This window comes from Blastococcus saxobsidens DD2, assembly GCF_000284015.1.
In the GTDB taxonomy this organism is placed as follows: Bacteria; Actinomycetota; Actinomycetes; order Mycobacteriales; family Geodermatophilaceae; genus Blastococcus; species Blastococcus saxobsidens_A.
In genome coordinates, this window is the sequence record NC_016943.1 from 1,085,718 (window position 1) to 1,110,772 (window position 25,055).

29 protein-coding genes are annotated in these 25,055 nt (G+C 73.1%); 16 read left to right on the forward strand and 13 right to left on the reverse strand.

Features of this window, described 5'->3' with window-relative positions; all coding sequences use genetic code 11:
- Nucleotides 1-37: 37 nt before the first annotated feature.
- The 6 genes from BLASA_RS05165 to BLASA_RS05190 all read right to left on the reverse strand — a co-directional run bounded on the left by BLASA_RS05165 (nt 38) and on the right by BLASA_RS05190 (nt 5,676).
- A complete protein-coding gene (locus BLASA_RS05165; RefSeq protein WP_014374981.1) occupies nt 38-1,828 on the reverse strand; it encodes a sensor histidine kinase in 1,791 nt (596 codons plus the stop codon).
- Nucleotides 1,825-2,265 (reverse strand): response regulator transcription factor, encoded by a 441-nt coding sequence (locus BLASA_RS05170; protein ID WP_014374982.1) that lies wholly within the window; start codon nt 2,263-2,265, stop codon nt 1,825-1,827. The genes BLASA_RS05165 and BLASA_RS05170 overlap by 4 nt, the downstream gene beginning before the upstream one ends.
- 205 nt (nt 2,266-2,470) lie before the next feature.
- Nucleotides 2,471-3,157 carry a DUF3618 domain-containing protein gene (locus BLASA_RS05175; RefSeq protein ID WP_014374983.1) on the reverse strand — a complete coding sequence of 229 codons (687 nt, stop codon included), beginning with the start codon at nt 3,155-3,157 and terminating at the stop codon, nt 2,471-2,473.
- 44 nt (nt 3,158-3,201) lie between these two features.
- A complete protein-coding gene (locus BLASA_RS05180) occupies nt 3,202-3,756 on the reverse strand; it encodes a phage holin family protein (RefSeq protein WP_014374984.1) in 555 nt (184 codons plus the stop codon).
- Between the two features lies 1 nt (nt 3,757).
- On the reverse strand, nt 3,758-4,600 hold the full coding sequence (locus BLASA_RS05185; protein ID WP_014374985.1) for a hypothetical protein: 843 nt from the start codon (nt 4,598-4,600) through the stop codon (nt 3,758-3,760).
- A 296-nt stretch (nt 4,601-4,896) separates the two neighbouring features.
- Nucleotides 4,897-5,676: an enoyl-CoA hydratase/isomerase family protein gene (locus BLASA_RS05190; RefSeq protein WP_014374986.1), complete on the reverse strand. Its 780-nt coding sequence runs from the start codon at nt 5,674-5,676 to the stop codon at nt 4,897-4,899.
- A 180-nt stretch (nt 5,677-5,856) separates the two neighbouring features.
- On the opposite strand from BLASA_RS05190, the gene BLASA_RS05195 reads away from it, so the two are divergent.
- On the forward strand, nt 5,857-6,300 hold the full coding sequence (locus BLASA_RS05195) for a nitroreductase family deazaflavin-dependent oxidoreductase (RefSeq protein WP_014374987.1): 444 nt from the start codon (nt 5,857-5,859) through the stop codon (nt 6,298-6,300).
- Between the two features lie 21 nt (nt 6,301-6,321).
- Here BLASA_RS05195 and BLASA_RS05200 read toward each other — a convergent pair whose 3' ends face one another.
- Both BLASA_RS05200 and BLASA_RS24855 read right to left on the reverse strand, forming a co-directional pair.
- On the reverse strand, nt 6,322-7,383 hold the full coding sequence (locus BLASA_RS05200; protein ID WP_014374988.1) for a winged helix DNA-binding domain-containing protein: 1,062 nt from the start codon (nt 7,381-7,383) through the stop codon (nt 6,322-6,324).
- A gap of 32 nt (nt 7,384-7,415) precedes the next feature.
- Nucleotides 7,416-7,562, reverse strand: a complete 147-nt coding sequence (locus BLASA_RS24855) for a hypothetical protein (protein ID WP_166486478.1) — start codon at nt 7,560-7,562, stop codon at nt 7,416-7,418.
- Between the two features lie 54 nt (nt 7,563-7,616).
- Here BLASA_RS24855 and BLASA_RS05205 point away from each other — a divergent pair, with 54 nt between their 5' ends.
- From BLASA_RS05205 to BLASA_RS05220, 5 genes are all read left to right on the forward strand, one after another.
- Nucleotides 7,617-8,195, forward strand: coding sequence for a class I SAM-dependent methyltransferase (locus BLASA_RS05205; protein ID WP_014374989.1), 579 nt, complete (start codon nt 7,617-7,619; stop codon nt 8,193-8,195).
- A gap of 30 nt (nt 8,196-8,225) precedes the next feature.
- Nucleotides 8,226-8,351, forward strand: a complete 126-nt coding sequence (locus tag BLASA_RS26205) for a hypothetical protein (protein ID WP_014374990.1) — start codon at nt 8,226-8,228, stop codon at nt 8,349-8,351.
- Nucleotides 8,352-8,362: 11 nt separating this feature from the next.
- On the forward strand, nt 8,363-8,794 hold the full coding sequence (locus BLASA_RS05210; RefSeq protein WP_014374991.1) for a DUF1801 domain-containing protein: 432 nt from the start codon (nt 8,363-8,365) through the stop codon (nt 8,792-8,794).
- Between the two features lie 105 nt (nt 8,795-8,899).
- The gene (locus BLASA_RS05215; RefSeq protein WP_014374992.1) at nt 8,900-9,160 is read left to right on the forward strand and encodes a three-helix bundle dimerization domain-containing protein; all 261 of its coding nucleotides are present in this window, start codon (nt 8,900-8,902) and stop codon (nt 9,158-9,160) included.
- Between the two features lie 39 nt (nt 9,161-9,199).
- Complete coding sequence (locus BLASA_RS05220) at nt 9,200-10,819, forward strand: ABC-F family ATP-binding cassette domain-containing protein (RefSeq protein WP_014374993.1); 1,620 nt, start codon at nt 9,200-9,202, stop codon at nt 10,817-10,819.
- A gap of 94 nt (nt 10,820-10,913) precedes the next feature.
- Here BLASA_RS05220 and BLASA_RS05225 read toward each other — a convergent pair whose 3' ends face one another.
- Together BLASA_RS05225 and BLASA_RS05230 are read right to left on the reverse strand one after the other, a co-directional pair.
- On the reverse strand, nt 10,914-11,807 hold the full coding sequence (locus BLASA_RS05225) for an oxidoreductase (RefSeq protein WP_014374994.1): 894 nt from the start codon (nt 11,805-11,807) through the stop codon (nt 10,914-10,916).
- 77 nt (nt 11,808-11,884) lie between these two features.
- A complete protein-coding gene (locus tag BLASA_RS05230; protein WP_014374995.1) occupies nt 11,885-13,066 on the reverse strand; it encodes a zinc-dependent alcohol dehydrogenase in 1,182 nt (393 codons plus the stop codon).
- 275 nt (nt 13,067-13,341) lie between these two features.
- Here BLASA_RS05230 and BLASA_RS25375 point away from each other — a divergent pair, with 275 nt between their 5' ends.
- The 6 genes from BLASA_RS25375 (at nt 13,342) to serB (ending at nt 20,918) form a co-directional block, all read left to right on the forward strand.
- Entirely contained in the window at nt 13,342-14,727 is a 1,386-nt protein-coding gene (locus tag BLASA_RS25375; RefSeq protein ID WP_014374996.1) for a M23 family metallopeptidase, read from the forward strand.
- A gap of 164 nt (nt 14,728-14,891) precedes the next feature.
- On the forward strand, nt 14,892-15,899 hold the full coding sequence (locus tag BLASA_RS05240; RefSeq protein WP_231839552.1) for a cytochrome c oxidase assembly protein: 1,008 nt from the start codon (nt 14,892-14,894) through the stop codon (nt 15,897-15,899).
- Nucleotides 15,900-16,282: 383 nt separating this feature from the next.
- A complete protein-coding gene (locus BLASA_RS05245; RefSeq protein ID WP_014374998.1) occupies nt 16,283-16,792 on the forward strand; it encodes a metallophosphoesterase family protein in 510 nt (169 codons plus the stop codon).
- A gap of 14 nt (nt 16,793-16,806) precedes the next feature.
- Nucleotides 16,807-17,655 (forward strand): putative RNA methyltransferase, encoded by an 849-nt coding sequence (locus BLASA_RS05250; protein ID WP_041776151.1) that lies wholly within the window; start codon nt 16,807-16,809, stop codon nt 17,653-17,655.
- Nucleotides 17,656-17,718: 63 nt separating this feature from the next.
- Nucleotides 17,719-19,476 carry a cytochrome c oxidase subunit I gene (gene ctaD, locus BLASA_RS05255; protein WP_041775622.1) on the forward strand — a complete coding sequence of 586 codons (1,758 nt, stop codon included), beginning with the start codon at nt 17,719-17,721 and terminating at the stop codon, nt 19,474-19,476.
- A 173-nt stretch (nt 19,477-19,649) separates the two neighbouring features.
- A complete protein-coding gene (gene serB, locus BLASA_RS05260) occupies nt 19,650-20,918 on the forward strand; it encodes a phosphoserine phosphatase SerB (RefSeq protein WP_014375001.1) in 1,269 nt (422 codons plus the stop codon).
- Between the two features lie 91 nt (nt 20,919-21,009).
- Here the strand turns inward: serB and BLASA_RS05265 are convergent, their stop codons facing one another.
- Together BLASA_RS05265 and BLASA_RS05270 are read right to left on the reverse strand one after the other, a co-directional pair.
- Entirely contained in the window at nt 21,010-21,582 is a 573-nt protein-coding gene (locus BLASA_RS05265; RefSeq protein WP_014375002.1) for an isochorismatase family protein, read from the reverse strand.
- Between the two features lie 16 nt (nt 21,583-21,598).
- Entirely contained in the window at nt 21,599-22,882 is a 1,284-nt protein-coding gene (locus BLASA_RS05270) for a nicotinate phosphoribosyltransferase (RefSeq protein WP_014375003.1), read from the reverse strand.
- 59 nt (nt 22,883-22,941) lie between these two features.
- Between BLASA_RS05270 and clpS the strand changes: the two genes are divergently transcribed.
- Nucleotides 22,942-23,238 (forward strand): ATP-dependent Clp protease adapter ClpS, encoded by a 297-nt coding sequence (clpS, locus tag BLASA_RS05275; RefSeq protein ID WP_014375004.1) that lies wholly within the window; start codon nt 22,942-22,944, stop codon nt 23,236-23,238.
- 31 nt (nt 23,239-23,269) lie between these two features.
- A complete protein-coding gene (locus tag BLASA_RS05280) occupies nt 23,270-23,767 on the forward strand; it encodes a DUF2017 family protein (RefSeq protein WP_014375005.1) in 498 nt (165 codons plus the stop codon).
- Here the strand turns inward: BLASA_RS05280 and BLASA_RS05285 are convergent.
- Nucleotides 23,706-24,059 (reverse strand): hypothetical protein, encoded by a 354-nt coding sequence (locus BLASA_RS05285; protein WP_014375006.1) that lies wholly within the window; start codon nt 24,057-24,059, stop codon nt 23,706-23,708. The two genes, BLASA_RS05280 and BLASA_RS05285, sit on opposite strands and share 62 nt — an antisense overlap.
- Before the next feature lie 104 nt (nt 24,060-24,163).
- On the opposite strand from BLASA_RS05285, the gene BLASA_RS05290 reads away from it, so the two are divergent.
- Nucleotides 24,164-24,649, forward strand: coding sequence for a Mov34/MPN/PAD-1 family protein (locus tag BLASA_RS05290; protein WP_014375007.1), 486 nt, complete (start codon nt 24,164-24,166; stop codon nt 24,647-24,649).
- A 121-nt stretch (nt 24,650-24,770) separates the two neighbouring features.
- Complete coding sequence (locus BLASA_RS05295; protein WP_014375008.1) at nt 24,771-25,049, forward strand: MoaD/ThiS family protein; 279 nt, start codon at nt 24,771-24,773, stop codon at nt 25,047-25,049.
- The last annotated feature ends 6 nt before the right edge of the window (nt 25,050-25,055 follow it).

A 25,055-nucleotide genomic window follows, 5' to 3' on the forward strand; every position in this document is an offset into this window, starting at 1 on the left:
CATGGATCCGGCGCCGATCACGCAGCTTCCGTGGGAGTCAGCCGGCGGGGGCGACCGGCAGCGTCATCGTGAAGGTCGTGCCCACGCCCTCGGTGCTCACCAGGTCCAGCGTCCCGCCGTGCGCGGTGGTGATCGCCTTGGTGATGGTCGACCCGAGGCCCACGCCGGGCACGGCGTTGCGCTGGGCGTTGGAGGACCGGAAGAACCGGGTGAACATCCGCCCCTGCTCGCCGGCGGGGATCCCCATGCCGGTGTCGGCGACCGAGAGCAGCGCCACCGGCACCGCGTCGGGGGTGCTGCCGTCGACGACCTCGCCGTCGGGCGACCGCCAGGCCGAGCGCAGGACGAGCTCGATCCGTCCACCGGCCGGCGTGAACTTCACCGCGTTCGAGACCAGGTTGTCGCAGGCCTGCCCCAGGCGGACGGCGTCGCCGGAGACGACCAGTCCCTCGTCGGGCACGTCGACGACGATCTGCACCCCCGCGGTGGCCGCGGCCACCCGGGCGGTCTCCTCGGCCGCCCGCACCACGCCGGCGAGGTCGACCTCGGCCGGCTGCAGGGTGAAGCGGCCGCTCTCGACCTGGGCGGTGAAGAGCAGGTCGCCGACCAGCCGCAGCAGCCGCTGGGCGTTGCGCTCGACCGTGGACAGGTACTGCCGCTGCTCGTCGGTGAGCGGCTGGTCCTCGTCGTCCATGACCAGCTCGAGGTAGCCGAGGATCGAGCTGAGCGGCGTGCGCAGCTCGTGGCTGATCAGGCTGACGAACTGGTCCTTCATCCGTTCGGTGGCGCGCACCTCGGTCATGTCGGTGCCCACGAAGTTCCAGCCCGCGTGGGCGCCCCGGTCGTCCGAGCGCGGCGTGACGGCGACCGAGACGGTCCGGTGCCTCCCGTCGGCGGCGACGTAGGTCCAGTCGCGGACGTCGCTGCCGTTCTCCCGCGCGGCGTGCACCAGGACGTCGAGCCCGGTGGGTGACTCGCCGTCCTCCGCGGCCGCGGCGAGTTCCTGGGGGAGGTGGAAGTCGAGGATCGAGCGCGTCCGGACGACGTCCGGGCGCGGGACGCCGAGCATCTTCTCCGCACCGGGGTTCCAGACCCGGATGGTGCCGTCCCGGTCGGTCCCGATGATGGACTGCTCGGTGACGGCGTCGATGACGCTGGTCATGGTCTGGGCGCGGGCGGCCAGGATCCGCGAGGCGCTGTCCAGCTCGTCGGCCCGGCTCTGCACCTGGGCGAGCAGGGTGGCCTGCTCGCGCTGCAACCGTGTGATGACCTGCGCCTGCGCGACCGCCCGGCGGGTGTTCGCGTTGACCGCGACGCTGCCGGCGGCGACGGCCAGCGGACCGAGCACCAGCGCGCCGGGCAGGACGGCGGACGCGGCGAACGGCACGTCGAGCAGCTGCGGAACGAGGAGCACGGCCGTGGTCCCGGCCACGGCGATCGGGACGCCGCGGCGGCGCGGGTGGGTCGACAGCGCCCACACCGGGCTGAGGAGGAGGAACAGCGTCGTCGGGGACCCGGTGCCGGCGTAGAGCAGGCCGGTGGCGGCCACGTGGGCGACCGGGACGGCCAGGGAGCCGAGCGCGGGAGCCGACGGTCGGGCGACCCAGTCCACCGCCAGGGCGGCGAACGCGAGGGCGAGCCCGGTGCGCACCAGCGAGCTGTCACCCACCGGCAGGGAGCCGGCCAGCAGCAGCACGGTCGCCATGGCGATCACGACCGTGCCGGCCAGCGGTGCGCCGGCGGCGGCCCGCCGGACGCGGTGGGCGAGGAGCCGGTGGCGCGGGCGGGGCCGTGCAGCTGTCGGGCGGTCGAGGACGGCGATCGTCATGCCACCGGCTGCCGCACGGTGAGGGCCCGCACCTGCCGCACCAGACCGGCCACGGTGAACGGCTTGGCCAGGTAGGCGTCCGCGCCGGCGGACAGACCGCGGGCCACCTCGTCGGGCGAGGCGCCCGCGGACAGCAGGAGAATACGGATGCCGGCGGTCGCCGGGTCCTCGCGCAGGGCGGCGCACACCTCCAGGCCGGTCGCGCCCGGCATGAAGACGTCGAGGACGACGAGGCCGGGCAGCTCGGCCCGTGCCGCAGCCAGGGCCGCGGTGCCGTCGGAGGCGGACGCGACGACCTCGCACCCGGCCTTGCGGACGGCGAGGGACACCAGCTGGCGGATGTCGTCCTCGTCGTCGGCCACCAGCACCCGGGTTCTCCCGGTCAGGCCGGCCGCGGCCGGCCGGCCGCCGCCGGGGGAGTGCAGGGCCGGGTCCACGTGGGCTCCCGTCGGTCGTGGTCCCGCACCGCTGGTACAGGGCCGATGGCGTCGTCCTGGGGAGGAACGGCGCGTCGACGAGGTGCCTGCAGCGGGGGCCGCGGGCGGCTCACCCGTTCGGGTGGGAGCGCACCCGGACAGCACTGCGCCCCGCCGGGAGGACCCGGCGGGGCGCAGGCGAAGGGGCGGGACGGACCCGCCGGTGTCAGGAGCTGGACTTGCTCTGCACCGTCTCCTTGGACTGCTGGGCCTGACCCTGCACCGACTGCTTGGACTGCTGGGCCTGACCCTGCACGTCCTGAGCCGCGGACTGGCCTTCCTGCTTGACGGTGTCGGCCGCGCCCTGAGCGGTGGACTTGACCTCCTCCATCGCGTGCTGAGCGGCCGGCTTGAGCTGCTCGCCCATCTCCTGGGCCGCCTGCTTGGCCGGCTCGAGCAGCTCGTCCTTGTGCTCGCGCAGGGCCGACTCGGCCTGCTGCGCCAGCTGCTGCTCCTTCTGCGAGGCAGGCAGGAGGCTGGACACGAGCCAGCCCACACCGAAGGCGATCAGCCCGGCGGCCAGGGGGTTGCCCTGGGCCTGCTGGGTGAGCTGCTGGGGCACCTGCTGGACCGAGTCCTTGGCGTGGGCCGCCCTGTCCTGCATGGACCCCGCGGAGTCCGATGCACTGCCCTGGGCGTGGTGCACCTTGTCCTGCGCGGTGGACATGGTGTCGTGGGCGGAGCCCATCACCTTGTCCTTCAGGCCGCTCACGCGACCCTTGGCCGCGGTCACCCGACGGTCCATGACGCGGGACGGGTTGACCTTCTCGTTGAGGGCGTCGACGTCGTAGCTGAGTTCGCGCCGGGTGTCCTCGATCTGCCGCCGGATGACGTCCGGGTCACTGCTGGTCATTGGTATCGGCTCCTGCCGTTCAAGAGACCTCAGCGGTCTGCTGGTCAGTTGGGCTTCAGGGCGCCGGGCACCTGCTGCAGGGTGTCCACGGTGCGCTCCGGCTTGGGGTTCACCTGCTGGAACTTCTTGCGGCCCATCACGAAGGCCACGGCGCCGACGATCCCCCAGAGGACGGCGACGATGAGCCCTGCCCAGCCGGCGGGGATGGCGCTGGCCAGCGCCCACATGAGGGCGAGGGAGAGGAAGAGCGCCACCATGTAGCCGGCGAAGCCGGCGGCGCCGAACATGCCGGCGCCCTGCCCGGCCTTCTTGGCCTCGACCTTGAGCTCGACCTTCGCGAGCTCGAGTTCCTGGCGCATCAGCGTGGAGAGGTCCTTGGTGACCTCACCGATGAGCGCGCCGACCGAGACGCCCCCGATGTCGGGGTCCCCGCTGGGGGTGGTCGGCGTTCCGCGGTCACCGCTGTAGGCCTGGCTGCCCTGGGAGTAGTCGGCCGCGTAGTTCTGCGGCGTCGGCTCGGCGTAGCCCTGGGGCGTCGGCTCGGCGTAGCCCTGCGGCGTCGCCCCTGCGGGCGTGGCCCCGGAGTAGGGGGTGCTCATGTCAGGCCACCCCACCGGGCCGACGGGCCGGGTTGTCCCAGCCGGCGGGCGTCGCCGGAGGCGCCGCGGCACCTGCCGGAGGCGCCGCGGCACCTGCCGGGGGCATCGCGGCACCTGCCGGGGGCACCGTGCCGTACGGCGGCGGGGGGAGCGGGGCGCCGGTGCCGGTGGGCACGCCGGTGGTCGCGGCCGAGTAGTCGGAGTACGTCGGCGCGGGGTCGACGTAGTTCGTCGGCGTGCCCTGGTAGCCGTGGTTGCCGCTGCCCGAATCGCTGTGCGCGGCCTTGACCCCGCTGGTCATCCGGCCGGCCGCGATACCCGCGACGGCGGCACCCAGGAGGAACATGCCGGGCTTGCGGCGGGCGAAGCGGCGGACCTCGTCCAGCAGCTCGGCGGGCTCCTTGTTCTGCAGCATCGAGGCGAAGCTCTCGACCGAGCCGGACGCCTGCTGGAGCAGGTCGCGGACCGGGCCGGGGGCGCCCTCGCTGCTGCCGTCGGCCAGCCCGCGCATCTGCTGGGCGATGGAGTTCAGGCCCTCCGCCGCCTTCTGCTGCTGGCCGACCGCCTGGTCCTTGAGCTGGGAGCGGCCCTGGTCGACCAGGTCCTTGGCCTGCCGCTGCGTCTCTCCGGCGACCTGCTTGGCCTGGTCGGTGGCGGTCGAGGCGACCTGGCTGCCGGCCTGGCTGGCGGTCTGCCCGACGTTGCGGGCCTCGTCCTTGGCGACGTCCCTGGTGTGCCTGGCCTCGTCCTTGGCGGCGTCCTTGGTCGACGGGCTCTCGGTCGTGGTGGTGCCCGTCGTGGCCGGAACGGGCGGCGGGAACGGGGCATCGATGGAGTGAGTCATCGGTCCTCCTCGGCATGCTTCGTGGTCGGTGGGAGCGCTACCCCACCGCGGTTCCGGCACACATCCGGGTAGGTTTCCCACCGGCCCGGGCGGCCGTCACGACGGTGGTCAGCGCCCTGGTGTCGGGCGGGAGAGCTGACGAAAGTCCACCCGGCGCGTCCATGCGTCTCGGGGCGGGATCGGGGTGGCAGGGAAGGGCAGTGCTGCGCGCTGCACCGTTCCGCTGCTGCTCCGGAGAGCCCCGTTCCGCGCAGCTGGGGTGGTACCCGCGCGATCGGGGTGATCAAACCGGAAGGTCAGCCCGCCCAGGGGAAGTGCGGCGGCCGCCGTTCGGCGAAGGCCGCGACACCCTCGGCCAGCTCCCCGGCGGCGATGGTCTCCCGGTAGCGGGCGGCGGCGTGGAGTTCGCCGTCACCACCGGCGGTGAGCGCGGCGAGGACCTCCTTGGTGGCGCGCTGGGTGAGTGCCGAGCGGGACACCAGGACGTCGGCGAACTCCCGCACCTCCGTCTCGAGCCGATCGGCCGGCGCCAGCCGGTCGACCAGGCCGGTGCGCAGGGCGTCGCCGGCGTCGATCAGCTCGCCGCTGTAGAGCAGGTACTTCGTCGTCGCCGGGCCGACCAGGTCCAGCAGCGCCTTGGTGGACGCGGGTGTGTAGACGATGCCGACCTTGGCCGGGGTGATCCCGAACGTCGCGGTCGGATCGGCGAACCGCAGGTCGCAGCAGGTGGCCAGCTCGACACCGCCGCCGATGCAGTGACCGCGGATCATCGCCACGGTGGGCTTCGGGAAGTTCCGGAGGGCGGCCTGCGCGGCGAGGTTGCGCCGTCGGACGTCGGCCATCGGGTCGGCAGGGTCCTCGCCGCGGAGCAGGTCGGAGATGTCGGCCCCCGCGCAGAAGCAGGGGCCGGCGCCGGTCACCAGGAGGACCCGCACCGCGGGATCGGTGGCGAGCGGGGCGAGGACGCCGGGCAGCGCCGCCCACATGCCCATGGTCATGGCGTTGCGCTTCTCGGGTCGGTCGATGGTCAGGACGGCGATCGGGCCGTCCACGGTCACGGGCAGGTGGTCGGCCATCTCATCCCAGGTCGTCGGTGGCGAAGGGTTCGCAGCGCCGAGGGCTCCGGTCGCGTAGCCGGTCCGGAACCACGGCTGGCGCCGCTCCGACGTGCCCGTGCGTGACCGTGCCACCGGACGGGGGCGCCCGCGACTCCGGTCGCCGCGCGGGGGCGTCCGCCCGGTCCTAGATTCGGGGGCATGCCGCTGGAGGGGAAGTACGAGCCGAGTCCGCAGCAGTGGGTCCGGGATCAGGTCGAGCGCTACGAGGCGACCGGCGGCCGCGAGGCGAACACGCTGCGGGACACCGGTCTGCCGGTGGCCGTCTTCAGCACCCGCGGCGCCACGAGCGGCAAGGTTCGCAAGCAGCCGCTGATGCGGGTGGAGCACGACGGCGTCTACGCGATGGTCGCCTCGAAGGGCGGTGCACCGACCGATCCGGCCTGGGTGGCCAACCTGCGCGCGCACCCGGACCAGGTCACGGTGCAGGACGGCCCCGAGCCGTGGGACGGCGTGGCCCGCGAGATCTCCGGTGCCGAGCGGGACGAGTGGTGGCAGCGGGCCGTCGCCGCCTACCCGCCCTACGCCGAGTACCAGGAGAAGACCGGGCGGCAGATCCCGGTTTTCCTCGTCGAGCGCCGCTGACTCCCGCGCGGAGGCCACGGGTCACGGCAGCGCGGCGGCCAGGCGCGGGACGGCCGCGGCCAGCTCGTCGTCCCAGGTGGTGAAGGGCTCCGCCTGCACGGTGCGGGACGCACCTCGCCCGGCGAACCGCCAGGTACCGGTGATCCGGCCGTCCACCACCACGGTGGGTTGGAAGACGCCGTTGCCGCCCGGCACGATCCGGTCGGCGAACGCGGGGTCGAGGGCGGCCTCCCGGTTCCCGTAGCCCAGGACGAACTCGTCGAAGCCGGGCAGCAGCAGCGGCTCCCGTGCCTGCTCCCGGTGCGCGGCGTACCGGTCCGGCGTCTCCGGGTCGAGGAAGTACTCGGTGCCGTCGACCTGCAGGCAGGCGAGCTCGTCGCGGACGACCGCGATCCCGGCGCGCACGTCCCGCACCGTGCTGCCGGCCCAGCGGACCAGGTCGCGGACGGTGGCCGGGCCGTGCCCGCGGAAGTAGCGGAGCGCCAGCTCGGCCAGCGCGTCGTCCCTGGTCGGCCGGCGGGGCTCCCGCACCCATTCGTCGAGGAGCACGAACAGCTGGTCGCCGTTCGCAGTGGGGCCGAGGCACAGGGTGCCGGTCTGGGCCAGGAACCAGAGCAGGTGGTACCCGCGCTGACCGGAGATGTCGACCCCGCCCTCCTCGAGCGCCGCCAGGAGTTCGGCGCGGGCGAGCCGCCGCCCACCGGAGAGGGCCGCGACGGCGAGCTCGCGGGCGCGTTCGGCATCGGCCTCGGTGAGGCCCAGGTTCGCCCGCCGGCCGGCCAGCCCCGCCATGGCGCGCGGTCCGAGCAGCTCGAGCAGCCAGGGGAGGTCCTCGGCGGCGACCAGGTGCAGCGTGCCGCGCATGGGCCACGACCGCACGACCGCGCCGGCGTCCAGGGCGGCCAGCACGTCCTCCCGCCGTCGGCCGGCGGTGCGCAGGGCGACCGAGGTGACCGCACCGGGGAAGTCCTGCCCCTGGAGGGCGGTCATCCGGCGCACCGCGGCAGGGACGTCGTCGGCGGCCGGGCCGGCGAGCCGCTGGGCCACCAGCCGCATCGGGGCGATGTCGCGCAGGGTCGTCACGCCGGCCACCGTCCCAGGTGGGAGGAACAGGTTCAGCCCCTACCGCCGCCGCGGGCGCCGTTCGACCACCTCGACCGGCGGGGTGGCCGCGTGCCAGGCGCGCGAGCGACCGTGGCGATCCGGGTGATCAGCAGCCCGATGGTGACGATGACGACGAGGGAGACGACGGCGATCAGCACCACCCTCCCCCCGCCCGATCGTCCACGGCGGGTCCGCGCTGCGACACTGGCGGTGTGCGGGCGGAGGACTGGGACCGGCGCTACGCCGAGCGGCCGCAGTGGTCGGCCGAGCCGAATGCGGTGGTCGCCGAGCTGCTCACCGGCCTGCCGCCGGGTACCGCCGTCGACCTCGCCGCCGGTGAGGGTCGGCACGCGCTGTGGCTCGCCGCGGCGGGGTGGCGCGTCACCGCCGTCGACTTCTCCGGGGCCGGCCTCGCCCGCGGCAGGCTGCGGCCCGGGGCCGAGCGGGTGGACTGGGTGACCGCCGACGTCACCGGCTGGACCGCTGCTCCCGGCACCCTCGACCTCGTCCTGGTCGCCTACCTCCACCTGCCCGAGCCGGAGACCACCGACCTGCTGACCCGGGCGGTCGGCTGGCTGCGCCCCCGTGGCCGGCTGCTTGTCCTCGGCCACGACGTCGCCAACGTCGCCGAGGGGGTGGGTGGCCCTCAGGAGCCGGGCATCCTGCACAGCGTGGCGCGGCTGGACCCCGTCGCCCGGCTGCTCGACGTCGACCGGCTGGAGCAGGTGCGGCGCGAGACACCGGACGGTCCCGCGATCGACACCCTGCTCTGGGGACGGCGCCCGGGCTGACCAGCACTGTCGGCCGGTAGCCTCGGCGGCGTGATGGGACTGGGTGGCACCGGAGGCCGGGACGCGGAGCGACGACGGCGTCTGGTCGCCGCGCTCATCGTCCTGGCCATGGTGCTGGCCGCCGGTGCGACGGTGCTCTCGATCGCGCTGGGCTGAGGAGGCCGACGGTGTCGGAGACCGCCGGGATCGACGACTGGTTCGCGGCCGCCGGGCCACGGGAGCAGGAACTGCGCCGGGCCGACGCCCTCGTGATGCTGGCCGCCCCGGACATCGACCGGAAGCTGGTGCCGATGGGCTCCGGCGCCATGCTCGGCTACGGGATGATGCCGTACCGGCCCAGGTCGGCGAAGGTGACGACCTCGTGGCCCCTGATCGCCCTCGCCGCGCAGAAACGGCACCTCTCCCTCTACGTGTGCGCCGTCGTCGACGGGACGTACCTGCCGGAGGCCCGGGCCGGGAAGCTGGGCCGGGTGTCCTGCGGCAAGAGCTGCATCCGCTTCTCCTCGCTGGACGCCGTGGACACCGGGGAACTGAGCGCGCTCCTCCGCGACGCGGTCACGGCCACCCGCGCCGGTGGCAACGCCTTCGCTGCGTCGTAGGCGGTCGGGCGTCCGGCGGGACGTAGGTCCCTGGTGCCCGCGGTTCCGGTACGACAACGTGTGGATCGCCACGCCAGTCGTACTTCCGAGACGTGAGGACCGTCCATGACCCTGGCCGTCCCGCCCAGCGCCTCCGGCTCGACCCCGGAGCGCTCCGCCGACTCCTGCCGCGACGAGCAGGTCGATCCCTCGGTCGACCAGGCCGTCGACCGGTTGCGCGGGGAGTTCGCCGGCCGGGTGCGGCCGCAGCTGATCGTGCGGGTGGTGCGCGACTCCCGGCGCGATCTGGGTGGCTCACCGGTCGGGGCGCTGCCGGAGCTGGTGGAGCGGCTGGCGCGGTACCGCCTGGACCGGCAGATCGGCTGACCCCGAGAACCCGGTTGCCCCGCCGGGCAGGATGACGGCGTGGGCTACGTGGACGTCACCGGGATCCGGCACACCCTCTCCGATGGCCGGGTGCTGCTCGACGACGTCTCCTTCCGCGTCGGCGAGGGCGCCCGTGCGGCACTGGTCGGGGAGAACGGCGCCGGCAAGACCACGCTGCTGCGGCTCATCGCCGGCGACCTGACTCCCGAGAGCGGCGCCGTCGCACGGACCGGCGGGCTCGGCGTGATGCGCCAGTTCATCGGTTCCGTGCGCGACGACACCACGGTGCAGCGGTTCCTGGTGGACCTGTCTCCTCCCGCCGTCCGCGCCGCCTGGGACGCCGTCGAGGCGACCGAGCTGGCGTTGATGGAGACCGACGACGAACGCGCCCAGATGGCCTATGCCGACGCGCTCGCGCAGTGGGGGGACGCCGGCGGCTACGACGCCGAGGTCACCTGGGACACGGTCACGGTCGCGGCGCTCGGCGTCCCCTACGACGGCTGCAAGTACCGCGCGCTGTCCACGCTGTCCGGCGGGGAGCAGAAGCGCCTGGCCCTCGAGGCGCTGCTCCGCGGCCCGGACGAGGTGCTGCTCCTGGACGAGCCGGACAACTATCTCGACGTGCCGGGGAAGCGCTGGCTGGAGGAACGGCTGCTCCAGACCCGCAAGACCGTGCTGTTCGTCAGCCACGACCGGGAGCTGCTCGACCGCGTCGCCGACCGGGTGGTCACCGTGGAGGGCGGGACGGCGTGGGTGCACGGGGGCGGGTTCGGCAGCTACCCCGAGGCGCGCGCTGCCCGGCACGAGCGGATGGCCGACGTGCGCCGCCGGTGGGAGGAGGAGCACCAGCGGCTCGTCGACCTGGTGCGCACGTTGCAGCAGCAGGCGGCCAACTCGCCGGACATGGCCAACCGCTACCACGCGATGCAGACCCGGCTGGCCAAGTTCGAGGCGGCCGGGCCGCCGCCCGAGCGGCCGCCGCAGCAGAAGGTGGCGATGCGGCTGCGGGGCGGGCGCACCGGGGTCCGGGCGGTCATGGCCGAGCAGCTGGAGCTCACCGGGTTGATGAAGCCCTTCGACGCGGAGATCTGGTACGGCGACCGGGTCGGCGTCCTGGGGGCGAACGGTGCCGGGAAGTCGCACTTCCTCCGGCTGCTGGCCGGCCAGGACGTGGCGCACACCGGGAGCTGGCGGCTGGGTGCTCGCGTCGTCCCCGGCTTCTTCGCGCAGACCCACGCCCATCCGGAGTGGCAGGACCGCACGCCCGTGGACCTGCTGTGGCACGGGGAGCCCGGCCGCCCCGGCGTCGACCGGGGCCGGGCCATGGCCGCGCTGCGGCAGTACGGGCTCACCGACTCCGCCGATCAGCCGTTCCGGACCCTCTCGGGTGGGCAGCAGGCGCGGTTCCAGATCCTCCTGCTGGAGCTGTCCGGAGCCACGCTGCTGCTCCTCGACGAGCCGACGGACAACCTCGATGTCCTCTCGGCCGAGGCGCTGGAGGAGGCGCTGGCCGCCTTCGACGGAACCGTGCTCGCCGTCACCCACGATCGCTGGTTCGCCCGGTCGTTCGACCGCTTCCTCGTGTTCGGTGCCGACGGCCGGGTCTACGAGTCGGCCGATCCGGTCTTCGACGAGGCCCGGGTGGCACGCGCCCGCTGACGTCCCGCCGGCCGAACCAGGCATAGGAAGCTATGCATACGGTTCGAGGGCCGAAACCATAGGTAAAGCTTCCTATGCCTGGCGGCGCGCAGCGTCAGAGGTCGACGTCGGGCTCTCCGCTGCCGCCGATGCGGTCGAGCTCGGCCAGCTCGGCGGGGCCGAGCGCGCGCGCCGCGGCCTGCAGGTTCTCCTCCAGGTGGGCGACCGACGAGGTCCCGGGGATGAGCAGGAGGTTGGGGGAGCGGGCCAGCAGCCAGGTCAGCGCCACCTGCATCGGCGTCGTCTCCAGTCGGCGGGCGATGGTGTCGAGCGCGGCCGACTGCAGCGGCGTGAACCCACCGAGCGGGAAGAAGGGTGTGTAGGGGATGCCTTCCCGGGAGAGCGCGTCGATCAGCGGATCGTCCGCGCGGTGCACGAGGTTGTAGTGGTTCTGCACGCAGACCACCGGCGCGATGGCGCGCGCCTCGGCGAACATCTGCGGCGTCACGTTGCTCACGCCCAGGTGCCGGACGAGGCCTTCCTGTTGCAGAGCGGCCAGCGCCTCGAACGGCTCGGCCAGCGAGCGCTGCACCGGCTCGGCGAAGCCGGGCATGCGCAGGTTGACCACGTCGAGGGCTTCGACGCCCAGGTGGTCGATGTTCTCTTGGACGGCGCGACGCAGGTCGGCGGCGTCCAGGGCCTCGGGCCAGCCACCGTCGGCGTCGCGGCGGGCACCCACCTTGGTCACGATGACCAGGTCGTCGGGATACGGGTGCAGGGCCTCGCGGATCAGTTCGTTGACTACCGCCGGCCCGTAGTAGTCGCTGGTGTCGATGTGGTTGACCCCGAGCTCGACGGCCCGCCGCAGGACCGCCATGGCGGCGTCGCGGTCGGCCGGCGGGCCCATGACGTGGGGGCCGGTCAGCTGCATCGCGCCGTAACCCAGACGGAAGACCTCGCGGTCGCCGAGGCGGTAGGTGCCGGATCTCTCTGCGGTGGTGGTCGTCATGGGTCCTGCGGTACCCGTCGGCGGTCGAACATGCGCGGCCGGGCCGGGGTGGGGGTCACCACCGGCCCGGCACGGCGTCACGGCTGGAGCAGCACCTTGACGGTGCCGTCCTTCTTCTGGCGGAAGTTCGCGTAGGCCTCCGGCGCCTGCTCCAGTGGAACCCGGTGGGTGGCGAACTCGTCGACGCCCAGCGGGTCGCCGTCGATCAGCAGCGGCAGGATGTCGGGCACCCAACGCCACACGTTGGCCTGGCCCATGCGCAGCTGGATCTGCTTGTCGAACATGCGCATCAGGGGCAGTGGGTCGGTGGCCCCGCCGTAGACGCCGACCAGCGAGATCGTGCCGCCCCGACGGACCGCCTCGATGGCGGTGTTCAGTGCGGCGAGCCGGTCGATGCCGGCCACCGTCATGACCTTCTCCATGATCATGTCGGGCACCACCGCGCTGGCCTTCTGGACGGCCCACGCGACCGGCGAGCCGTGCGCCTCCATGCCGACGGCGTCGATGACGGCGTCCGGGCCCCGGCCGTCGGTCAGGTCGCGCACCCGCGCGACGACGTCGGCCTGCCTGGTGGAGTCGATGACGGTGATGCCGTTGCGCCGGGCGCGGGCCAGCCGCTCGGGAACGTCGTCCGAGGCGATCACCTGGCCGGCGCCCAGGTGCCGGGCGACGCGGGTCGCCATGTCACCGATCGGCCCGAGGCCGAGGACGAGCACGCTACCGCCGTCGGGGATCCCGGCGTACTGCACCGCCTGCCACGCCGTCGACAGGACGTCGGACAGATAGACGTAGCGGTCGTCGAGCGGGGCGTCGGGAACCTTGATCGGCAGCGTGTTGCCGAACGGGACGCGCAGGTACTCCGCCTGGCCGCCGGGCACCTGGCCGTAGAGCTTGGTGTAGCCGAACAGTGAGGCGCCGAAGCCCTGTTCGCGGTTCTGCGTGGTCTCGCACTGGGACTGCAGGCCCTGGGAGCACATCCAGCAGGTCCCGCAGTTGATGTTGAACGGGACGACGACGCGGTCGCCCGGCTTGACCGCGGTGACCTCACGGCCCACCTCGCGGACGATCCCCATGGGTTCGTGACCCATGATGTCGCCGACCGTCATGAACGGGGCCAGCACTTCGATGAGGTGCAGGTCGGAGCCGCAGATGCCGCTCGAGGTGATCTCGACGATGACATCGGTCTGGTCCTGGATGGTGGGGTCGGGAACCGTCTCCACCCGGACGTCCCCCCGGCCGTGCCAGGTCACTGCGCGCATGCGGAATCTCCCTCGATCGGACCGCTGAAAAGGGCTTCTGCCCGTTCCGTGAGCTGGATCGCGCCACTCTCAACCATCTGCGGCGCGTTCATGACGCTGTGTCAAATCGTGATTACGTAGAGATGAACAACACGCGTGGAGCTTGGTGATCCACTTCACGAATCTGCAGGTCAATACCCCCGTCCGCAGATCACGAACCCATCACGGCGTGTTTACATGTGCCCCGCTCCTCTCCCCGGGAGCTGCTTGCAATGTCCGCCGACGGAAGTCAGTGAATGAGCTCGCTCCACCACGACCGCCTCCCCGAGGAAGGTGCGGCGCCGGCCGATCCGGTGGTCACCACGGCCACCCCGGCTCGCCGGACGACCCGTTCGTCCACCGCAGCCACCGAGGGCACGGCCGGCTCCCCGGTCCCGCCGCAGCGCCAGGGGAAGGTGCAGTCGGCAGGGGGTCGCCGGGTCGCCGGGTCGACCGCCCGGGCCGTCGGTGCGGCGGCTGTCGGCGCGGAGACCGCCGGCACGAAGGCCGTCACGGTGACCACGGCCACCGCCGAGGTCCTGCACGCGAAGGCGACGACCGCCACGCCGGCCACGCGAAAGGCGGCCGGGGCGGCGCGCACCGTCGCAGCGGCCGCGAAGGCACCCGCTGCGGCGAAGGCGGCGACGGCGAAGCCGGCCGCGGAGGGGACGGCGACCCGCCGGCCGACGCCCTGCAAGCGGAACGCCGTCGACCCGGCCGCCCCGGAGCCGGGCGTCCACCGGACCGGCCTCGTGACGACCCGCCCCGCGACCGCCGAGACAGCCCTGGTCGTGGTGGCGGACGTCCCGCCGGCCGCACCGAGCCCCGCGCTCGTCCTTCCCGTGCCGGCCGACGTCGCACGGTCCGCCGATGCGGAGCGCGTCGTCGCAGGCGTGGCGCAGGGCCGTGCGGGTCTGCTCGCCCGCCGGCTGCCGTCGGTGCGGCGCAGGCCGGTCATCTACCTCGCCGCCGCCCTGATCGGCGCGCTGAGCGTCAGCGGGGCGTCGGCGGCCCCGGCCGAGGTCCAGACCCGGACGGTGAGCCACTCGGTCAGCGTGGCCGAACAGCTCGGCCTCGAGGCGACGGCCCCGGCCGTGGTCGACGATGAGGCCACGTCGCACCTGCGGGGCCTGGTTGCCAGTCGCAACGCTCGCGACGCCGAACGCACCGCGGCCGCGGACGCCCAGGCAGAGGCCGATCGGCTCGCCGCCGAGGAGGCCGCACGGATCGCTGCGGAGGCGGCACGTCCCAAGGCCGTCCACCCGGTCGAGGGGGCCCGGCTCACCAGCGGCTTCGGTGCGCGGTGGGGGACCTTGCACGCCGGCGTCGACTTCGCTGCGCCGATGCGTACGCCCGAGCGTGCCGCCATGGACGGCGTCGTGCTCGAGGCGGGTCCGGCCGCCGGCTTCGGCCTGGTGGTCTACCTCCAGCACGAGAACGGCGACGTCACCGTCTACGGGCACATGGACGAGATCCTGGTGGAGCCCGGCCAGGTCGTCCGCGCCGGCGACACGATCGCCCTGCTGGGCAACCGGGGCCAGTCGACCGGCCCGCACCTCCACTTCGAGGTGCGCGTCGGCGGCCTCGACGGCCAGAAGGTCGACCCCCTGCCGTGGCTGCGGGAGCGCGGCGTCCACATCTGATCTGCCCGCCGTCGGCGGCGTCTGCCCGGTCGGCCACGTCGACATGGCGCACTGCACCGTTCCACCTCGAGCCGGCGGCCCACGGCGCCCGCGAGGCGCCGGTGCACGACTGAGGACGGACCGCTCTCCTGCCCGCCAGGAGTGGGGCGCCTGCGGGCAGCCGGGTGGGACAGTGGAGTGGCACGACCGGCCGGCAGGAGGAGATCGCGGTGGAGCACGGGCACCACTCGGGCATGTGGGTGCCCGACCAGCCACCGACTTGGGGGCGGATGTTCCTGCCGCACCTGGACGGCTGGTCGGTGCTGGCGGTGCTGAGCATCGTCGGGCTGGTGGTCTACCTCGCGGCGGTCGTCCGGTTGCGCCGTTCCGGGGTCACCTGGCCGTGGTGGCGCACGCTGGCCTGGATCGGCGGCACCGCATCGCTGTTCGCGGTCACCGGCACCTGGCTCAACGGCTACAGCATGGTGGTCTTCAGCATCCACATGACCCAGCACATGGTGCTGTCGCTGATCACGCCGCTGCTGCTGCTCCTCGCCGCACCGGTCACCCTGGCCCTGCGCACCCTCCCGCGTGGCCGGGGTGCTGCGGGGACGCCGCGCGCGCTGCTGCTCGGGGCGCTGCACAGCCGGTTCGCCCGGTTCGTGGCATCCCCGCTGTTCACCGTGCCGCTGTTCATCGCCAGCCTCTACGGCGTCTACTTCACGCCGTTGTTCGACGCGCTCATGTCGAGCCCCGCCGGCCACCAATTCATGCTGGCGCACTTCGTCGTCACCGGGTTGCTGTTCTTCGGGCCGATCGTCGCGCAGGACCCGTGGCCGCGGACCCTCAGCCACCCCGGCCGGATGCTGGAGCTCTTCCTGCCGGTGCCCTTCCACGCCTTCTTCGGGGTGGCGATCATGATGGCCGGGTCGCTCGTCGTCGACTCGTTCGCCCGGTCACCGGCCGGTTGGGGGATCGATCCGTTCACCGACCAGAGCGTGGCCGGCGGCATCGTGTGGGCCTTCGGCGAGCTGCCCACCGTGCTGGTGCTCGCCGTCGTCTTCTTCTCGTGGGCCCGGTCCGACGACCGCCGGGCCCGCACCCTCGACCGCGCGGCCGACCGGGACGGCGACGCGGAGCTCGTGGCCTACAACGCGCGCCTTCGCACGCTCGCCGGGAACAGCAACACCTGAGACGCGGCCCCCGCCGTCACGGTGCGCGACGACGGGGGCCGGAGGCCTTCCCGGGGAAGGGACTCGGCGGGGGCGGGACGGCCGCTGGTCGGGGGTGTCGTCCGGTGGACGACGGTGCAGGGCTCACCCGACGTGGACGACGGCGTCGCCCTCGGCCGGCAGGTCCTCCTTGGTGGCCTTGATCACGAAGGCCGACCAGGAGGACGGTCATGGCGATGACGCCGAGGGCGAGTCAGCGCTGCTCGTACGGCTCGTCGGGGGAGCTCGCCGTACCGGCGGCAGGCGTGGTGGGAACGGGTTCGGTCACGGGAGGTCCTCGGGTCGTGCGGGGAGGGCCGGATCGCCGGCCGGGAGAGAAGGTAGCGGCCTGCAACCATGGCGTCGTGCCCGTTTCGCTGGTGTTGACGTCCGACACGCACGTGCCGAAGCGGGCGCGCGACCTACCTCATGCGCTGTGGCGTGAGATCGCGGCCGCCGACGTCGTCGTGCACGCGGGCGACTGGGTGGACGCTGCACTGCTCGATCTCTTCGAGCAGCGTGCCCACCGGCTCGTCACGGTGTACGGGAACAACGACCACGGCGTGCTCCGGCAGCGGTTGCCGGAGGTCGCGCACGACGAGATCGAGGGCCTCCGCTTCGCCGTCGTCCACGAGACCGGCGACGCCAAGGAACGCGAGACGCGCTGCGCGGCGCGCTTCCCGGACGCCGACGTCCTCGTCTTCGGGCACAGCCACATCCCCTGGGACACCACGGCCCCGAACGGCCTGCGGCTGATCAACCCGGGGTCGCCGACCGACCGGCGGCGCCAGCCGCACGGCACGTTCGTGACCGCGGTCGCCGACGCGGGCCGGCTGCGGGACGTCGTCTTCCACGCGGTGCCGCCGCGCTCGTGAGCGTTCGCCCGCCGCTGCCGCAGGCCGCCGCCGCCCTGCTGGCCTGCCCCTCCTGCGCCGCACCGCTGTCGGCCGACGAGGGGCAGGGTGCGCTGCGCTGTTCCGCCGGGCACTCCTTCGACCGTGCCCGGCAGGGGCACGTGACGCTGCTGCCACCGGGGCACAGGCCCCCGTCGGGTGACTCGGCGCAGATGGTCGCCGACCGGATGTCCTTCCTCGCGGCCGGCCACTACGCCGGCATCAGCGCGGCTCTCGGGGATGTGGTGCTCACCGGGGAGGGGACGGCGCCGTCGACGCTGCTCGACCTCGGCGGCGGCACCGGGCAGCACCTCGCCGCCGTCCTCGACCGCGCTCCCGCGGCGACCGGCGTGGTGCTCGACTCCTCGCCCTACGCGGCCCGCCGGGCCGCCCGGGCGCATCCGCGGGCCATGGCGGTCGTGGCGGACACGTGGGCGCGGCTGCCCGTGCGCGACGGCGCCCTGGACCGGGTGCTGGTGGTCTTCGCCCCGCGCAACGGCCCGGAGATCGCCCGCGTGCTGCGTCCCGACGGCCGGCTGGTCGTGGTGACCCCCGCGCAGGACCACCTCGCCGAGATCGTCGGCCCCCTCGGCCTGCTGCGGGTGGATCCGGACAAGGGTGAGCGGCTGAGCGCGTCGCTGGAGCCGCACCTGCGGCCGGTGAGGACGACCGCGCACCGGCAGACCCTGCTCCTGGACCACGCCGCTGTGGCGATCCTGGTCGGGATGGGCCCCCACGCGCGGCATCTCACCGCCGACGGCCTGGCCGCGTCGCTGGGCCGTCTGCCCAGGTCGGTGGAGGTCACGATCTCGGTGGACGTCGCCTCCTACCGGCGGGTCCCGTGACTCTTCCGGCGCGCCCCACCGCCCGTCCTGAGCCGTCCGCCGGCACGGTCTAAGCTGCGAGCCGTGACGATTGCACCGGCGCCTATCGTGAGCCGGCCCAGCCCGGCTCACGTGGTCGAGAAGGGTTCGCGGCTGTCGAACCTGCTGCGGACCACGGACCACAAGACCATCGGTCTGATGTACATGACCGTCTCGTTCGTGTTCTTCGTGCTCGGCGGGCTGATGGCCATGCTGATGCGCGGCGAGCTGGGACGGCCGGGGCTGCAGTTCCTGTCCCCGGAGCAGTACAACCAGCTGGTCACCATGCACGGCACGATCATGCTGCTGATGTTCGCGACGCCGCTGTTCTTCGCCTTCGCGAACCTGATCATGCCGCTGCAGATCGGTGCGCCCGACGTCGCCTTCCCACGGCTGAACGCGCTGTCGTTCTGGCTCTTCCTCTTCGGCAGCATCACCGTCGTGTCGGGGTTCCTGACCCCGGGTGGCGCGGCCGACTTCGGCTGGTACGCCTACACGCCGCTGTCCCTCGTCGAGCACTCCCCGGGTGCCGGCGCCAGCCTGTGGTTCGGCGGCCTGGCCGTCAGCGGGCTCGGCACGATCCTCGGTGGCGTCAACTTCGTCGCCACGATCGTCTGCCTGCGGGCTCCGGGCATGACGCTGTTCCGGATGCCGATCTTCACCTGGAACGCGCTGGTCACCAGCCTGCTGATCCTGCTGGCGTTCCCCATCCTGACCGCCGCGCTCATGGCCCAGCTCTACGACCGCAACCTCGGCGGCCTGATCTTCTCGGAGGAGAACGGGGGCGCCATGCTGTGGCAGCACCTGTTCTGGTTCTTCGGGCACCCCGAGGTCTACATCATCGCGCTGCCGTTCTTCGGCATCGTCACCGAGATCATCCCGGTCTTCGCCCGCAAGCCGCTGTTCGGCTACAAGGGCATGGTCTTCGCGACCATCTCCATCGGGGCGCTCTCGCTGGCGGTGTGGGCCCACCACATGTACGCCACCGGCGCGGTGCTGCTGCCGTTCTTCGCCTTCCTGACCTACCTGATCGCCGTGCCGACCGGGATCAAGTTCTTCAACTGGATCGGCACCATGTGGCGGGGTCAGATGACCTTCGAGACGCCGATGCTGTTCTCGGTCGGCTTCATGATCACCTTCCTCCTCGGTGGTCTGACCGGCGTACTCCTGGCCAGCCCGCCGCTGGACTGGCACGTCAACGACAGCTACTTCGTCGTGGCCCACTTCCACTACGTCGTCTTCGGCACCGTGGTGTTCGCCGCCTACGCCGGCATCTACTTCTGGTTTCCGAAGATGTGCGGCCGGATGATGGACGAGCGGCTGGGGAAGCTGCAGTTCTGGATGACGTTCATCGGCTTCCACGGCACCTTCCTGATCCAGCACTGGCTGGGGAGCGCGGGCATGCCGCGTCGGTACGTCGACTACCTGCCCACCGACGGCTTCACCACGATGCACGCGATCTCGACGGTCTTCTCCTTCGTGCTGGGGGCGGCCACCATCCCGTTCATCTACAACGTGGTGCGCTCGTGGAAGTACGGGAAGCTCGCCCTGCGCGACGACCCGTGGGGCCACGGCAACTCGCTGGAGTGGGCGACATCCTCGCCGCCGCCCCGGCACAACTTCGTCGAGATCCCGCGGATCCGCTCCGAGCGCCCGGCGTTCGAGGCCCACTACCCGCACCTGCTGCAGCGACTGCAGGACGAGGCGCACGTCGGCAAGCGGCACACGCCCTACGGCGGTGTGAGCGAGCTGGTCGGCGGCACCGGTCCCCGGCAGGGTGAGAAGGACCCCGACCCGACCTGAGCAAGGACCCCGGTTCCCCCACCGCTCGCACGCTCGCGGCGGGACCCTGAACGGGGCTCTTTCCAGCACGTTGCGGCGCCCCGTCGGCCTCCTGGCCGGCGGGGCGCCGGCCGTCCGGGGGCGCACGAGGGGACCCGCCGGGAGCCGCTCGGGCGGTGCGGCACGATGGCGGAGTGCCATTCGACTCCACTCCGCGCCCCATCCCGGTGCCGCTCCCGCAGGTCCCGCGCGCGGTGCTGACCGTCTCCGGCGCGGACCGGCCCGGTGTCACCGCCCAGTTGTTCGCCGCGCTGGCCGACAGCGAGGCGGGCGTGCCCGCGGTCGAGGTCCTCGATGTCGAGCAGGTGGTCGTGCACGGGCACCTGGTGCTCGGGGTCGTCGTCGGCGCGGCCGCCACCGACGGCGGGCCCGCCGTCGACGGGCCGACCCTCCTCGCCCGCCTGCGCCGGGTGGCGGACGACGTCTCGGCGGCGGTCGGCGTGGAGGTGACCGTGGAGTCGGCTTCCACCCCGGCGCGGGAGCCTGCGGCCGGGCGGGCGCACCACGTCATCGTGCTCGGCCGACCGGTCCCACCGGAGGCCGTGGCGGGCGCCGCCCGTGCCATCGCGGGCATCGGCGGCAACATCGACGCCATCCGGCGGCTCTCGGACCTCCCGGTGACCAGCTTCGAGCTGACCGTGTCGGGGACGGACGCGACGGCGCTGCGCACGGCGCTCGCGGAGGTCGCCACCGCCACCGGGGCGGACATCGCCGTCGAGCGGGCGGGCCTGGCCCGGCGCAGCAAGCGGCTGATCGTCCTGGACGTGGACTCCACCCTGGTGCGCGGCGAGGTCATCGACGAACTGGCCGCCCGCGCCGGCCGGGCGGCGGAGGTCGCCCGGATCACGGCCGCCGCCATGAACGGCGAACTGGACTTCGCCGAGTCGCTCCGCGCCCGGGTCGCCGTCCTCGCCGGTCTGCCCGAGGAGGTGCTCGACGAGGTGCGCGAGCACCTGGTCCTCACCCCGGGAGCGCGCACCCTGATCCGGACGCTGCAGCGCCTCGGTTTCCGCTGCGGGATCGTCAGCGGCGGCTTCACCCAGATCACCGACCCGCTGGCCGAGAGCCTCGGCCTGGACTTCGCGGCGGCCAACACCCTGGAGGTGGTCGACGGCCGGCTGACCGGGGGCCTCGTCGGTGAAATCGTGGACCGCCCGGGGAAGGCGCGCGCGCTGGCCCGGTTCGCCGAGCAGTACGGCATCCCGCTGGAGCAGACGGTCGCGGTCGGGGACGGCGCCAACGACCTCGACATGCTCAACGCGGCGGGGCTGGGCATCGCCTTCAACGCCAAGCCGTTCGTGCGGGAGCAGGCGCACACGGCGCTCAACCAGCCCTACCTCGACGCCGTCCTGCAGGTCCTCGGTTTCACCCGTGACGAGGTGCTCGACGCCGGGCCTTGTTGATCAGGTGACCTGATCAACAAGGGTCCTGGCTCAGCACCGGTCGTGAGCCAGGACCCCACCAGGTGAGCCAGGACGTCAGCGGCGTACCGGCTCAGCCCCCGTGCACCGAGCCCTCCAGCTGGACTCCTGCCGTCCCGAGCTGATCGAGGGCGGCCTCGACCGTGCCCTCGGCGACGCCCGCCGTCAGCGGCAGCAGCACCCGGGTGGCGAACCCCTCCGCGACGGCGTCCAGGGCGGTCGCGCGCACGCAGTGGTCGGTCGCGATGCCGACGACGTCGACGGAATCGACCCCGCGCTCCTGCAGCCACCGGGCCAGGGGGACGCCGTCGGCGGCACCCTCGAAGCCCGAGTAGGCGGCGGCGTACTCGCCCTTGTCGAACACGGCCTCGATCGGGCCGCGGTCCAGCGCGGGGTGCAGCTCGGCGCCGCCGGTGCCGACGACGCAGTGCTCGGGCCAGGTCTCGACGAAGTCGGGCGCCGCGGCGAAGTGGTGCCCCGGGTCGATGTGGTGGTCCCGGGTCGCGACGACATGCGCGTACTCGCCGCCCGCCGTCCGGATGTGCTCGGTGACGGCGGCCGCGACCGCGGCGCCGCCGGCCACGGCCAGGCTGCCGCCTTCGCAGAAGTCGTTCTGCACGTCGACGACGATCAGGGCACGGGTCATGGTGGCTTCCTCCCGGTCAGGCGGGAACGGTCTCGAGGACGGGCTCGCCGCGCGAGAGCGCCCAGGCCTCGGGGGGCAGGGCCTCGCGCGACTGGGCGTGGTGCTGCCGGGCCCGGCGCAGGGCCTCGGCGGGGGAGGTGCGGTCGCAGAGCTCGCCGGACCGGACCAGCGGGACGACGAGATCCCGGTCGCCGTCCCGCGGCGGGATCGGCGCGCTGCTCACCACCTCGGCGACGGCGATCCCGTCGGCGGAGTGCCGGCGGACGGCGGACTTGCGCCCGCCGACGGAGTTCTTGCCCTCCGACTTCTTCGCCACCGGGACGCCGTCCCGCTCGACCAGCTTGTAGACCATCCCGGCCGTCGGCGCCCCGGACCCGGTGACCAGCGAAGTGCCCACGCCGTAGCCGTCGACGGGTGCGGCCATCAAGCCGGCGATGGCGTACTCGTCGAGGTCGCTGGTGACGATCACGCGCGTCCCCGTGGCGCCCAGCTCGTCGAGCAGCTCCCGGGCGCGGGTGGCGAGGGTGGGCAGGTCGCCGGAGTCCAGGCGGATCGCGCCCAGCCCGGGTCCGGCGACGTCGATCGCCGTCCGGATGCCCTGCTCGACGTCGTAGGTGTCCACCAGCAGGGTCGTGCCCACGCCGAGCGTGTCGACCTGGGCACGGAAGGCCGCGCGCTCGTCGTCGTGCAGCAGGGTGAACGCGTGCGCGCTGGTGCCGGTGGTCGGCACGCCGTAGCGGCGCCCGGCCTCCAGGTTCGAGCTGGCCCCGAATCCGGCGAGGTGCGCCGCCCGTGCTGCCGCCACGGCCGCCTCCTCGTGGGTGCGCCGGGAGCCCATCTCGATGCAGGGACGTTCGCAGGCGGCGGCCACCATGCGCGCTGCCGCCGAGGCGATCGCCGAGTCGTGGTTGAGGATGGACAGCGCCAGGGTCTCCAGCAGCACGCCCTCGCCGAACGAGGCGCGCACGGTGAGGACCGGCGAGCCGGGGAAGTACAGCTCACCCTCGGCGTAGCCGTCGATGTCGCCGCCGAACCGGAAGTCGGCGAGCCAGTCGAGCAGCCGCTGGTCGGTCAGCCCCTGGAACCGCAGGGCATCGAGTTCGGCCTTGCCGAACCGGAACCCGGGGAGCGCCTCGAGCAGCCGCCCGGTGCCGGCCAGCACCCCGTACCGGCGGCCGTGGGGGAGCCGGCGGGCGAACACCTCGAAGACGCAGTCCCGGTCCGCCGTGCCGTCGGCGAGCGCAGCGGCCAGCATCGTCAGCTCGTAGCGGTCGGTGAGCAGGGCGGTCGCCGTCGGCATGGCACCGGAGCGTAGGCGGACCGCAGGACCTGGGCCGAGCGGCGTCCTAAGGTGGACCCGTGGCCGGACCGCTCGCTCCGACTCGGACTCCCGAGACGACGGAAGAGGAACGCGGAGACCTCGACCGCCCGTGGGTCACCATCGTCTGGAACGACCCGGTCAACCTCATGAACTACGTGACGTTCGTCCTGCAGGAGCTCTTCGGCTACGACGAGCCGACGGCGACCGCGCTGATGCTGCAGGTGCACCACGACGGCAAGGCGATCGTGAGCTCGGGGCCGCGGGAGCGGATGGAGCACGACACCAGCCGGCTGCACGCCTACGGGTTGTGGGCCAGCTACCAGCGGGACTCGTGACCGGGCTCGTGGCCAGCGCCGAGGAGATCCGGTGAAGCCGTTCCGCGCGCGACGCGACCAGGTGGTCGCCCGCCTCGACCGGGCCGAGGCCGGCATCGTCGGGCTGCTGCTGGACCAGCTGGAGCAGTTGCTCCTCGCCGACCCGGAGGACAGCACCGGCGACCCGGTGATCGACCGGATCTACCCGGCGGGGCACCGATCGGACCGGGCGCTGGCGGACGACTACCGCGACCTGACCGAGCGGACGCTCCGCGAGGGGAAGGCCGACGACCTCGCCACCGTGCGCGCCACCCTCCCGGCCGACGGGGGAGAGGTGCGGCTCGACGTCGACCAGGCCGGGGCCTGGCTGCGCACGAGCAACGACCTGCGGCTGGCCCTGGGCACCCGGCTCGACATCAGCGAGGAATCCGAGCCGCCGGAGGAGATCGTCGACGAGGGCGACCACCAGCTGGCGGTCTACTACTGGCTCACCGCGCTGCAGGGCTCGCTCGTCGACGCACTGGTCGCCGCTCGCGCCGGCCGAAGGTGAGCAGGACCAGCGCCGTCAGCAGCAGGTCCAGCGTGAACAGGACGTAGACCATGCCGTGCAGCTCCACGCGGGCCACCATCGCGCCGATCGTGGACACCAGGACCACGGCCGAGATCGTCAGCAGGAGCAGCAGGAGGATTCCGCGCAGCACGACGATCGTGATGACCGAGGCCCGGTCGGCAGGCTCGGTAGCGCTGTAGCCGCGGTGCCGGAACAGCCCGCGGAGGCCGAGGAACAGCGCAGGCAGGGCCAGCAGCACGACGCCGGCGGTCAGGAGCGACGGGACCCACACGCGGCCGACCGTATCGGTCCTCGGCCGTTCTCCCGACGGCCGGTCGGCCGGGCCCTCCGGGGGCGACCCCGGGGGTCCCGCAGCGGACCGCCTAGACTGGCGCCGTGCTGCGCATCGACCGCGCGACCTACGACGCCATCGTGGCCCACGCCCGGAAGGACCATCCGGACGAGGCCTGTGGCATCGTCGCCGGCCCGGAGGGGACCGAGCGCCCCGAGCGCTTCGTCCCGATGCTGAACGCGGCCCGGTCGCCGACGTTCTACGAGTTCGACAGCGCCGACCTGCTGGCGCTGTACCGCGACCTGGACGACCGGGACGAGTGGCCCGTCGTCGTCTACCACTCGCACACCGCCACCGAGGCCTACCCCTCGCGCACCGACATCGGGTACGCCTCCGGTCCCGCTGCCGACCCCCGGACCCACTACGTGCTGGTGTCCACCCGGCACCACGGGTCGGAGACCGGCCTGGCCGGCGACGAGGTCGAGTTCCGCAGCTACCGCATCGTCGGCGGGGAGGTGTCCGAGGAGGAGGTCGAGATCGTCGAGTCCTACCTGTTCGGCCACTCGCCGACGACGGTCGTCTACGACTGACGGGTGACCTGCGCCGCCGTCCGGAATCGACGGCGGACACCGGGCGTTGCCCGGCTCAGACGCACCACCGCTGCTCCGCGCAGCGACCTTTCGCATCGACGTTCCCGAGGAGAACCACGCCATGGCCATCGAGGTCCGGATCCCGACCATCCTGCGCACCCACACCGGCGGCAACAAGACCGTCGAGGGCAGCGGGGACACCCTGGCCGCGCTGATCGAGGACCTCGACAGCCAGCACGCCGGCCTGAAGAACCGCCTCGTCACCGAGGAGGGGAAGCTGCACCGCTTCGTCAACGTCTACGTCAACGACGAGGACGTGCGCTTCACCGGCGCCCTGGACACCCAGGTGAAGGACGGCGACTCGGTGACGATCCTCCCGGCCGTCGCGGGCGGCTGCTGAGCGATC